Origin of the sequence: Marinilabilia salmonicolor JCM 21150 (assembly GCF_000259075.1) — a bacterium.
Lineage (GTDB): Bacteria > Bacteroidota > Bacteroidia > Bacteroidales > Marinilabiliaceae > Marinilabilia > Marinilabilia salmonicolor.
In genome coordinates this window covers 92,497-104,573 of sequence record NZ_AJKI01000014.1, presented here as the reverse complement: position 1 = coordinate 104,573, position 12,077 = coordinate 92,497, and the positions used below count along the sequence as shown (strand labels likewise).

Annotated in this window: 11 protein-coding genes; all 11 read left to right on the top strand. The window is 42.5% G+C overall.

All coding sequences use genetic code 11. The features are described from left to right. The coding region (locus W7W_RS0109705) for a hypothetical protein (protein WP_010663580.1) at positions 1-265 on the top strand (265 nt) is incomplete at its 5' end. Continuing rightward, positions 255-1,361 carry a hypothetical protein gene (locus W7W_RS0109700; RefSeq protein ID WP_044084689.1) on the top strand — a complete coding sequence of 369 codons (1,107 nt, stop codon included), beginning with the start codon at positions 255-257 and terminating at the stop codon, positions 1,359-1,361. The genes W7W_RS0109705 and W7W_RS0109700, both read left to right, overlap by 11 nt. 25 nt (positions 1,362-1,386) lie before the next feature. Further along, a complete protein-coding gene (locus W7W_RS0109695; protein WP_010663578.1) occupies positions 1,387-1,650 on the top strand; it encodes a hypothetical protein in 264 nt (87 codons plus the stop codon). Positions 1,651-2,234: 584 nt separating this feature from the next. Beyond that, the gene (locus W7W_RS0109685; RefSeq protein WP_010663577.1) at positions 2,235-3,803 is read left to right on the top strand and encodes a carboxypeptidase regulatory-like domain-containing protein; all 1,569 of its coding nucleotides are present in this window, start codon (positions 2,235-2,237) and stop codon (positions 3,801-3,803) included. Positions 3,804-3,878: 75 nt separating this feature from the next. Further along, entirely contained in the window at positions 3,879-5,051 is a 1,173-nt protein-coding gene (locus tag W7W_RS0109680) for an AIR synthase related protein (RefSeq protein ID WP_010663576.1), read from the top strand. Between the two features lie 142 nt (positions 5,052-5,193). Further along, positions 5,194-6,279, top strand: coding sequence for a peptide chain release factor 1 (gene prfA / locus W7W_RS0109675; protein WP_025007167.1), 1,086 nt, complete (start codon positions 5,194-5,196; stop codon positions 6,277-6,279). A gap of 78 nt (positions 6,280-6,357) precedes the next feature. Beyond that, on the top strand, positions 6,358-7,185 hold the full coding sequence (pyrF, locus tag W7W_RS0109670) for an orotidine-5'-phosphate decarboxylase (RefSeq protein WP_010663574.1): 828 nt from the start codon (positions 6,358-6,360) through the stop codon (positions 7,183-7,185). 126 nt (positions 7,186-7,311) lie between these two features. Continuing rightward, positions 7,312-8,601 (top strand): DUF2851 family protein, encoded by a 1,290-nt coding sequence (locus tag W7W_RS0109665; protein WP_010663573.1) that lies wholly within the window; start codon positions 7,312-7,314, stop codon positions 8,599-8,601. A 78-nt stretch (positions 8,602-8,679) separates the two neighbouring features. Continuing rightward, on the top strand, positions 8,680-9,264 hold the full coding sequence (locus W7W_RS0109660) for a hypothetical protein (protein ID WP_010663572.1): 585 nt from the start codon (positions 8,680-8,682) through the stop codon (positions 9,262-9,264). A gap of 216 nt (positions 9,265-9,480) precedes the next feature. Further along, positions 9,481-9,750 carry a 30S ribosomal protein S15 gene (rpsO, locus tag W7W_RS0109655; protein ID WP_010663571.1) on the top strand — a complete coding sequence of 90 codons (270 nt, stop codon included), beginning with the start codon at positions 9,481-9,483 and terminating at the stop codon, positions 9,748-9,750. A 178-nt stretch (positions 9,751-9,928) separates the two neighbouring features. Further along, positions 9,929-12,052 (top strand): polyribonucleotide nucleotidyltransferase, encoded by a 2,124-nt coding sequence (gene pnp, locus W7W_RS0109645; protein ID WP_010663570.1) that lies wholly within the window; start codon positions 9,929-9,931, stop codon positions 12,050-12,052. The last annotated feature ends 25 nt before the right edge of the window (positions 12,053-12,077 follow it).

Sequence of the window (12,077 nt, the reverse complement as noted above, 5' to 3'; positions counted from 1 at the left end):
AAAAACTTTGATGGATGCATACAACTTTAAAAAGTACAATGAGTCTGAGTATCCGACAAATCTTACTGAAAAATTCAGGCAAACAACCGGGAGATTTTTAAATGCTCCGGATTCACGAAAAGCGTTTAACGACTATCAGGATCGTAAAACATTATTGGTAATGACCATGGATGAATTCAAAGAATCCCATAATATAGTCATAGAAGAAACCCTTGAAAACAATAATTACAACCCATCAAAAAATGAAAAGCAATATGGATACTAAAACAAATTTTCTACTATACACCATTCTTTTTTTCCAGCTTCTAACGATTAGCTGTGGCAGTTCACAACAGAAATCTGATGAGCCGGTCAGGTATTATCCCACAGGCGAACAACTCGACAGTGCTTTTACCGAGCTTTATCCCCTAAAAGTCGTGGAAGGCATACTGGACACCAACGTTGTGATAGTGGGCAACAGCGATGAAAAGAAGAAGCAGTACCGGCAAAGCGTTGCCAAACTCGACGGGATGGTTCGTGAAATAGCCCGGAAAGTGCAAAAATTTGACGAGCAACCGGTATATTGGGTAGAACTGGACAGGCAAGGAACACAGCCTGCTCTCCTGGAAATAAATAGCATTCCCTTTTCTTATGCGTACACAAGCAGATATCCTGAATATAGAGTTGATCTTCTGAATCAGTACATAGAAAAAAGTGGCGATCAACATCTTCGAATAAGGGTGTTTACTTCCAGAGGTTCTCAATTTCGAAGTAGAACTAATAAACTCACCGTACGCATAGGTTACGCCCCCGACAAGCGCAAAGGGGATGATGAGCCTCAATATTTAACGGATTATATATCCATGCCCGACAGCATTCTCGATAAAGGAATTCAATACTGGGATACCACAATAACCTTTCATGCAGAGGTGCCCTGGGATCATAGCCACCGACTCAAAAATGCCGTTGACCTGCGTACCCTTCCCGACCTGGAAGAACGGGTTCTTAGAAAATATGAGGAGTTAAGACAAAATTTTGTGAATTGTGATGTGGCAGGGGATCTTTTAGCAGATATTGATAGACTTACTAATTATTATACTTGCCACTATATAGATAATTTAGCATCTATCAAGGAAGATATTAAGAATGATTTGTCTTTTATCAAGCCAAATCATCCTGATGAAAAAGTATTTCCAATAGAGAATTATGAATTAGCTTTATATAAAGACGGTAAAATTGCAGTTTTACGCCATGTCATTGATAAGAAAGGTGTTGTTAGAAGAATGATATATGTTCCTGAAAACGATGACTCTTTAATCGAATCTTGTACTTTTTTCATGCTCTATCTTCCCGAAGGCAAAACAGAGTTGCAGGTTTATTAAGAAGGCAGAATTGTTTAATACAATAATGCGCACACTTCTCAAAATCGCAACCAAATCACCCGTGCAGTTTACGACCATTTGGAGGCCGGGAGTTCCATACTCCATATCCGGCATTAGGCCAAGAGCCAATAATGCCGTAAAGGTAACTCAGAAATGGTTGAAAGGAATGAAATTGGAAGAGTTGGGTGTGGGGTTATCCCCCGTCGGAGTGGAATTGTATTCCACTCCCTTTACCTCCCTTGGATTTGCAATTAGGGGTGGTCGAAAGATTTTCATTGTCAATTTCTAAATTTCCCTTCTGTATCAACAAAAAAACGACTGAGCGTTGATAATTTTTTGTTAATTAATATTTTAATGTGATTCTTTGTCATGTTCTTTGTCAGATAACAAGAAAATATGTTTACCGGACAAAAAGTAAACATTCAAAAAGTATTAGGATTGATACCTGACGATCTTTTAGCCAGGTTAGGCAAGGACACAAAAGTTGATTACTGTGCCAAGGTCTTGTATGGACAAAGGATTTTCAATTTGTCCGCATACAAATCTTTCTGAAAAATTCAGGCAAACAACCGGAAGTTTTTAACCTACCTTATATATAAAACAGTTAACGCTATTAATTTCAATTAGTTATATTTAATACATAATGTCACATTGACAAGATTAGGCTATTGCTTTCAGGCTTTCAGCCTGTTTCCGTATTCCCTGCTATATTGTTTTTTGTATAATCCAGGGTTAGATAAAGTGTGCATGGTTAGCTGAAAGACCAATGTTACAATGCAAAATATATTGTTCTTTTTTTCGTTTATGTTTTGTTAGCATTACCTTTGAGTACTGTGAACCGAGTATTAATTCTTTTTTTACCTTTTGCCTCGCATGGTGATCCGCATTTTATTCTTTTTATTGACAGGTCTGTCCGTTTTGTTGTTGTCCGGATGTAGTGCCGAGGCCAAACTGGCTTCCGGAGTTAAGCTATATGAGGTTGGAGAGTATAGCCGGTCGGTGGAGAAGTTTAGAAAAATGGATTTTGATAATCGCTACTACAGAGCGCAGGCTTCCTACTATCTGGCCATGTCGTATTACAATATAGGTCAGGCCGGCAGAGCTTCTTCTTATTTTCAGCGAGCCATCAGGTATGGTTTTCCTGATCCGGTAGCGCACTTCTTTCTGGGGCAGTCCTTACGAATGCGGGAAGATTATGAGGAAGCCATTGAGGCTTATGAAACTTATCTGGAGCATGATGTTGGAAACAGGGCTGCTTTGAATGGTATCCAGTCGTGTAAGATGGCTATGAATAATCCCCAAACAACCCGTTATGTTGTAGAGGAAAATCGCGATCTCAGGTCAAGGGAAAGTGATTACTCGCCAGCTTTTGCCGGAGATGACTATTCTACTGTTTATTTTTCTTCCATGAGAGGAGGGGATAAAAAAAGAGATATCAATCAGATTACCGGACAAGGGAGTTCTATGATATACAGTTCTATTCAGGATGGAGATGGAGGATGGGAAGATCCTGTCCCGTTTGTAGGAGTAAGAGATCCCGCGCAGGACGATGGTGTGGCGGCTTTTTCTTTTGATGGTAAAGAGATGTTTTTTACCCGATCTTTGTATCCTGAAGAGGAGCCAATGGGAACCAGGATAATGGTTCAACATAAGGCAGGAGGTCGCTGGGGCGAACCAGAAGAGCTTCCTTTGGGGCCTGACAGCCTTGTTTTTGCTCATCCGGCCCTGTCTCCTGATGGGAACACCTTGTATTTTGTTTCTGATATGCCGGGTGGTTTTGGAGGAAAAGATCTTTGGAAGGTAACCCGTTCATCCGGCAGCGACTGGGGCGTTCCGGAGAATCTTGGAGTGGATATCAATACCCCTGCAGATGAGATGTTCCCAACGGTTCGCAGTGACGGTCAGCTCTATTTTTCTTCTGATGGATTGGTCGGATATGGAGGCCTGGATATTTTTGAAGCGGTATATGATGCTGAAAATGAAGAATGGGAAATAAAAAACCTGGGTTTACCACTGAATTCTCCGGGACATGACTTTGGTATTGCTTTCAGAGGAATCCGGGAGATGGGAATGCTTTCCTCTTCACGGGGCAGTTATCGGGGAGTGGAGCAAATTTTCAATTTTGAATTGCCCGATATTGATGCAATATTACAGGGAAAAGTTGTTGATGAGGAGGGCGACGCTATTGAGGGAGCCACGGTTCGTGTAGTGGGAAATAATGGAATAAATCTTACCACATCAACATCTTCCGAAGGAGCCTTTACTTTTGTGTTGGATCCAGATGCTGATTATATTGTGATGGTTACTGCAGACGATTATTATAACGGCAAGCTGGAGTTTTCGACAGAGGGAATGGAGGAAAGTGATGAGTTTGAAGAGCAAATAACACTTAAGTCTGTTGACTCCGACAGTGAAACCACTCAAGTTTCCAGTGGATTGTAAAAGATCTTGTTTTTCTACCCCAAAAAGTTTCTGTATTTTTGCAGGAAATTAAAAAACATCCAAAACCAACTCTTCGTGCAGCAAGATTTAAGATACAATCAGCGGGGCGTTTCTGCTTCCAAAGAAGATGTGCATAAGGCCATTGAAAATGTGGATAAAGGAATTTTTCCCAAAGCATTTTGTAAAATTGTTCCGGACTTCTTAAGCGGAGATCCGCAGTGGTGTAACATTATGCATGCCGACGGGGCAGGTACCAAGTCTTCACTTGCCTACCTGTATTGGCGTGAAACCGGAGATTTATCTGTCTGGAAGGGGATTGCGCAGGATGCCCTGATTATGAATCTTGACGATTTATTGTGTGTGGGGGCTACCGACAATATTTTGTTGTCATCCACCATCGGAAGAAATAAAAACAGAATCCCCGGGGAGGTCATTTCTGCCATTATTAATGGTACCGAGGAGTTGTTGCAGAATCTCAGAGAGCAGGGGATATCAGTTTACAGCACCGGAGGAGAGACTGCTGATGTGGGCGACCTGGTGCGTACCATCATTGTGGATTCTACGGTCACCGCGCGTATGCGTCGAAGCGATGTAATTTCCAATCACCTGATTCAGCCCGGTGATGTTATTGTCGGACTTTCATCCACAGGTCAGGCTACTTATGAAGATTTTTATAATGCGGGGATGGGCAGCAACGGGCTTACTTCGGCACGTCACGATGTGTTTGCCCATTATCTTGCCAGGAAATATCCGGAGAGTTTTGATCCGGAGGTGGCTGATGACCTTATTTATCAGGGAAAGTATCAGCTCTCTGAAATGGTTGACGCATTAGGGATTGATGCCGGTAAAATGGTGCTTTCACCCACCCGCACATATGCACCGGTGGTGAAAAAAGTGCTTGAGCAGATACGTCCCCAGATTCACGGAATGGTGCATTGCTCAGGAGGCGCCCAAACCAAAGTGATGAACTTTGTGGATGATATGCATGTTGTAAAAGACAACTTGTTTCCGGTTCCCGAATTGTTCCGTATTATTCAGGAGACATCACAAACTCCATGGCAGGAGATGTATAAGGTTTTTAATATGGGCCATCGTTTTGAGTTTTATGTGAAAGAAGATGCTGCTGCCAGTATTGTCGACATTGCCAGTTCGTTTGGCGTTGATGCTCAGATAGTCGGGCGTTGTGAGGCTTCTTCGGAAGGAAACAAATTGACCATTAAAGGAGAAAAGGGAACTTATCATTATTAGGTTCGCCGGATAATTATAACCTGTTGCAGATGCCCGGGAGACTTCAATGACTTTCCGTTCTGTAGGCAGGTTTTTTTATGTATTAAGTTTAAGAAATTGTTTATTGTCACAGTAAAACGCTGTGTGGAAATATTGAGGTAATATGGCACAAGATAATTCATTGCTCGAGAAAATTGAGGCCCTGCGCCTGCGGTTTGAGGAGATAGGTCAAATGATTACAGATCCGGAGGTGATTTCTGACCAGAAGCGTTATGTGAAGTTGAATAAGGAGTACCGGGAACTTGAAGACATTGTAAATGTTGGAAAAGATTACAAAAATCTTCTGGAAAATATTGAGTCTTCAAGGGCTATGCTGAAAGAAGACGATGAGGAGATGCGGGCTATGGCACGTGAGGAGTTGGACGGGCTGGAAGAAGAACGCCCTAAAATGGAGGAGGAAATCAAAATGTTGCTCTTGCCGGGCGATCCTGAAGACTCCAAGAATGCCGTAATGGAAATACGTGCCGGAGCCGGTGGCGATGAGGCCAGTATTTTTGCCGGAGACTTGTTTCGTATGTACACAAAGTACTGTGAAAGTAAAGGCTGGAAAACCGAAGTAACTCACTATTCGGAAGGTACTTCAGGCGGATATAAGGAAGTCGTAATGAAAGTTTCCGGAAACGGGGTTTATGGAATTTTGAAATATGAGTCAGGTGTTCACCGTGTCCAACGGGTTCCTCAAACAGAAACACAGGGACGGGTGCATACATCGGCTGCTTCAGTTGCTGTTCTTCCGGAGGCCGAGGAGTTCGATATTGACCTGAAACAAGAGGATATCCGGAAAGATACTTATTGTTCATCCGGTCCGGGTGGTCAGTCTGTAAACACCACTTATTCCGCCATTCGCCTTACGCACATTCCCACCGGAATAGTGGTAACCTGCCAGGATCAGAAGTCGCAGCTTAAGAACCTGGATAAGGCAATGACTGAACTGCGTACCCGGATTTATAACCTGGAGTATCAGAAGTATCTTGACGAGATTTCTTCCAAAAGAAAAACAATGGTTTCCACGGGTGACCGCTCTGCCAAGATCAGGACCTATAATTATCCGCAGGGACGTGTTACCGATCACCGCATCAATTATACCATCTATAATTTACCTGCAGTGATGGATGGCGATATCGTGGGCGTGATTGATAAATTGCAGATAGAGGAGAATGCAGAGCGGTTGAAAGCAAGTGAGATGTAAAGGTGTTTCTTCAGTTGCAATCATAGGAAAGTTCAGCACTTATCATATTTAATTTGAAACTAGTTAAAAATTAATGCCATGACCAGCCGGGAAATTTTTGAACAGATAAAAAAGAAACAAAGCTTCCTTTGTGTGGGGCTTGACAGTGATATCAATAAAATACCCAGGTTTCTTTACGATACCACCGATCCTGTTTTTGCTTTTAATAAGGAGATTATTGATGCCACGCACGATCTGGCGGTGGCTTATAAACCCAATCTGGCTTTTTATGAAAGCATGGGTGTCAGCGGCTGGAATACACTCGAAAAAACGGTAAATTACATTCGGTACAATTATCCGGATATATTTATTATTGCTGATGCCAAGCGTGGGGATATCGGGAATACCTCTAATCTTTACGCCAAAGCTTTTTTTGATGCAATGGATTTTGATGCCGTTACCGTGGCTCCTTATATGGGCGAAGATTCTGTTAAGCCGTTTCTTACTTATGTGGGAAAGTATGTAATTCTGTTGGCGCTTACATCCAATAAAGGAGCTTCAGATTTTCAGTATGTCAGGGAAAATGATGAACGCCTTTTTGAAAAGGTGATTAATACTTCCATGAATTGGGGCGACGAGGAAAATATGATGTATGTGGTTGGGGCTACCCGTGCTGAGATGTTGCAGGATATTCGGAAAATTGCGCCCAAACATTTCCTTTTGGTTCCTGGTGTCGGAGCTCAGGGGGGTAGTCTTGCGGAAGTGGCACGCAACGGGATGAATGAACAATGCGGATTGCTGGTCAACTCTTCCCGGGGAATTATTTTTGCCGGTGATGGAGAGGATTTTGCTCAAAAGGCCCGTTCTGCAGCCACCGAAGTTCAACAGGAAATGGCTGATCTTCTCAAAGAAGCGTCACTTTTATAATTGTAATATTTCGGTATTATTCGTAGCTTGCATTTCAGGCTGGGGTGCATCAAGATATTTGATGACCGGGATTTTCTTATGGTTGTATGTAAGCCATTTTGAAAATTCACAAAGCCTGTTGTTTTTATGAATGAAGAGTTTCTCCAATTTCTCTGGCAATACAAATATTATAGGCCGGGGATTTTTTTTACCGACCGGAATCAGCAAATGGAGGTGATTCATCCCGGATTGCCCAATTCCAATTCAGGACCCGACTTTTTCAATGCCAAAATTAAACTGGACGATATTTTGTGGGCCGGGAATGTAGAAATACATCTCAAAGCTTCTGATTGGTACCACCACAAACATCATTTGGACGCTCTTTATGACAATGTGGTAGTGCATGTGGTGCTCAACAATGATAAAGAGATAAAAAACAGTGCCGGAAGAGTAATTCCCTGTTGGGAAATGGAGATTCCGGAAAATATGATGAATGAATATCAGGCGCTCAGGAAGCATGAAGGGTGGATTGCCTGTGAAAATAAAATCGGAAATGTTTTGCGTTTCGAAATCGATGCATGGATAGAGCGGATGTTGATAGAGAAGTTGGAGCAGAAGGTGTCGGGCATTGAGACGCTTCTGAGAAGCTGTCAAAACGACTGGAAGCAGGTGTTTTTTGTGGTGCTTTCACGAAACTTCGGCTTTGGTCTCAATGGTGAGCCATTTGAGCAACTTGCCCGACAAATTCCCTGGCAATATATTCTCAAGAATGCGGACTCCCCAATAAAATTGGAAGCTCTGATGCTGGGACATGCCGGCTTTTTGGAAGTGCTTCTTCATGAGGATGAATATGTCCGGGTGATGGTTCGGGAATACCGAATAATGAAACATAAGTACGGATTTCAGCCAATGTCTGCTCATTTATGGAAATTTCTGAGAATGCGACCAGGTAATTTTCCGACTGTTCGTTTGGTTCAACTTGCTGCGCTTATTTCCGGAAACCCTTTTTTGTTTGATAACTTATTGTCATGTGAGACCCTTGCTGAAGTGCGGAAATTGCTCGCAGTGCAGCCGTCGGAATATTGGCACAATCATTACCGGCCCGGAGTTGGTAGTCCTCCCAAATCCAAGAGAATAGGAAAACAAACCATTGATCTGATAATCATTAACACCGTGGTGCCGATGCTGTTTGCATTTGGAAGATTAAGAGGTAATTCGGATTTGCAACAAAGGGTGCTTGACTGGCTTTCTGAATTGCCAGCGGAGAAAAACAGCGTGGTTGATGGTTGGGCAAGACCGTCTATTGGTGTCAAAGCTAAATCATCTGCCCAAAGTCAGGGGTTGGTTTATCTTAAAAGAAATTATTGCGATCTTCGTAAGTGCTTGGCCTGTAGACTTGGACGTGGTGTTTTGTCATTAAAATTCACCCATAAATAAAAGTTGGTTCGTTTTTTGTTATTTTTAGAAGTGTTAAAAAGTATTTATTTTGTATCGTTGAACTCAAAACATCTTGTTATGAAATCTCGAATTTTGATTATCGCCGCATTTTCTCTGATCCTGATGGGGGCTTTTTCTTCCTGTAAATCCAAGAAGAAAGTAACTGCCAAAAGTGAAATAGGAGATATCATTGAAGAATTGCCTTGCGAAGACAAGGGGAAGTCGGATAAGAATTTTTTCCGGGCCAGTGCCATGTCCACCAGTTCCGATCTGAGTCTGGCTAAAGAGAAGGCGCTGTTGCTGGCCAAGCAACGTCTGGTGACCCTGATAAACTCCAATACCAAGTCGGTGACCGACCGGTATGTTAATGAGCGTGAAATAGGTGATGCTGCCGAATTTGAACAAAAGTTTGAAAATATGACGCGTGAAGTTGCCGATGAAACCATCAACAATATTGTGGTTACCTGCGAAAAAGCGAGTGTTACCGAAGAAGGGAAATATCATGGCTTCGTGGCCATAGAGGTACATCGGGATGATGTGCTGAATGGAATTGACCGGAGAATTTCCAACGATGATAAATTGCAACTCGATTACGATAAGCAGAAGTTTCAGGAAATTTTCGAAGAAGAGATGGAGCAAATGGCTGAGGAGAGGGGGTATTGAGAAGATAGGCTGAGGTTGAGGTTAAGCTTGAGAGAAATCTATGTGTGTTAATGCTCAGCCTCAACCTTAGTCTTAGCCTCATTCTCAACCTTAACCTCAGTCATTTTAATCTTTTGCCAGGCATTTACAAAAAACTATAAACGACCTGTTTGCAGGTTTTTAAATTATTCCATATCTTTGCGGCCTATTTGTAAACCATATATTTAATTAGATCGTATGCATCTGACAAAAGAAGAAAAACAAGAGATCTTTGCGAAGTACGGGAAGTCGAATACTGACACTGGTTCACCTGAAAGCCAGATAGCATTATTTACCAACCGTATCGCACATTTGACCGAACACCTGAAGGCTAATAGGAAAGACTTCAGTACCCAGTACGCTCTTAAAAAGATGATTGGTAAGCGTCGTAACTTGCTCGATTATCTGAAAGCAAAAGATATTGAAAAATATCGTGAGCTGATTAAAGACCTTGGGCTTCGTAGATAGGTCAAAAAAGGATAGTATCAGAAAGGCAGTTCTCTTCCGGGAATTGCCTTTTTGTTTTTTGTTCATGCCCGGTTTTGCGGACATTTTGAAAAAAAGTGATGTTTCTGGACGGTGGGTGGCAGATATTATCTATCTTTGGGATTGATTTAGAGATTGTAAGAAAAATAGAAATTTATTTATGATTAAGCCGATTGAAAAAAGTATTGACCTCGGTGATGGAAGGTCAATTGTAATTGAAACTGGAAAGTTGGCCAAGCAGGCCGACGGATCGGTCGTTGTTAGAATGGGCAATACGTATTTGCTCGCTACCGTGGTTTCTGCTAAAGATGCGAAACCTGATGTCGATTTTATGCCACTTTCTGTGGACTACAGAGAAAAGTATTCTGCAATAGGGCGTTTCCCCGGAGGTTTTCTCAAGCGGGAAGGTCGTCCTTCTGATTTCGAAATTCTTGTGTCGAGATTGATTGACAGAGCTTTGAGACCACTTTTCCCGGAAGATTATCATGCCGATACATTTGTGAATGTGAGTCTTATATCTGCTGATAATGAAAGTGTTCCTGACTCTCTTGCCGGTCTTGCAGCCTCTGCTGCATTGACTGTTTCCGATATTCCTTTCGCAGGACCTATTTCCGAAGTGAGGGTAGCCCGTATCAATGGGGAACTGAAAATTAATCCTTCTGCGTCAGAAATGAAAGAAGCGGATCTTGAAATAATGGTGGCCGCTTCGATGGATAATATTATGATGGTGGAAGGTGAGATGGAGGAGGTTTCTGAAGCTGAACTTTTGGAAGCCATGAAATTTGCGCATGAAGCCATCAAGGTGCAGTGTGCAGCTCAAGTTGAACTTGCCGAAATGGTCAATGTGGCTAAACGTGAATATTCGCACGAAGTTAATGATGAGGAGCTGCGGAAGAAAGTTTGGGATGCTACTTATGATAAGGCTTGTGAAGTTGCCCGTGCGGGGAACCCGAATAAGCATGAGCGTATGGACGGATTTTCTTCTATTGTTGATGAGTTTATTGAAAATAATTACAACGAAGAAGAGGACGAAATTCCTACAGGACTGATCAAGAAATATTTCCACGATGTGGAGAAAGATGCTGTGCGTCGAGTGATGTTGGATGAAAATGTACGTCTTGATGGTCGTGCTATGGATGAAATTCGTCCCATCTGGAGCGAAGTGGATTGCATTCCCGGACCTCATGGTTCAGCTATTTTTACACGCGGTGAAACACAGTCGCTGACAACTGTTACCCTGGGATCCAAACTGGATGAAAAACTGGTGGATGATGTGTTGTTTAAGGGATATGACCGATTCTTATTGCATTATAATTTCCCTCCGTTTTCTACCGGAGACGCCAAACCATACCGGGGTGTAGGCCGTAGGGAAGTTGGTCATGGAAACCTTGCGCACAGAGCTCTTAAGCGGATGTTGCCCGAGGAGATGCCTTATGTGATCAGGGTTGTCTCTGATATTTTGGAATCGAATGGTTCTTCTTCTATGGCTACCGTTTGTGCTGGTACTATGGCATTGATGGATGCCGGAATTCAGCTGAAGAAACCAGTTTCGGGTATTGCCATGGGGTTGATTACAGATAAGGACAGTGATAAGTATGTAGTACTTTCTGATATCCTTGGAGATGAGGATCATCTGGGTGATATGGACTTCAAAGTGACTGGTACCGCAGATGGAATTACTGCTACCCAGATGGATATTAAAGTAGAGGGTCTCTCTTACGAAGTACTGGAAAAAGCATTGGAGCAGGCTCGTCGCGGACGGCTTCATATCCTGGATAAGATTTCTGAGACCATTAGTGAGCCAAGAGAAGATCTTAAACCTCATGCCCCACGAATTGTTACCTTGCGTATTCCTAAAGATATGATTGGTGCAGTAATCGGACCAGGTGGTAAGATTATTCAGGAGATTCAAGCCGAAACCAATACCAGTATCTCCATCGACGAAGATGAGAAAAACGGTATTGTAGGTATTTCTGCCAGTGATAAGGATGCTATTGATAAGGCATTGAATCGTATCAAGGGAATTGTTGCAGTTCCCGAGGTGGGCACCGTTTATACCGGAAAAGTGAAATCAATTGTTCCTTTTGGGGCATTTGTGGAGATTCTTCCCGGAAAAGACGGATTGCTGCATATTTCTGAAATTGAGTGGCGTCGTCTCGAGAAAGTGGAGGATGTTCTCAAAGAGGGAGATATGGTTGAAGTAAAACTGATTGAGGTTGATCAGCGTTCAGGAAAACTGAAGCTGTCCCGTAAAGTGTTACTTCCCCGTCCTGAACGGAAATAATTAGACAAATCTGAGACTTCAAATG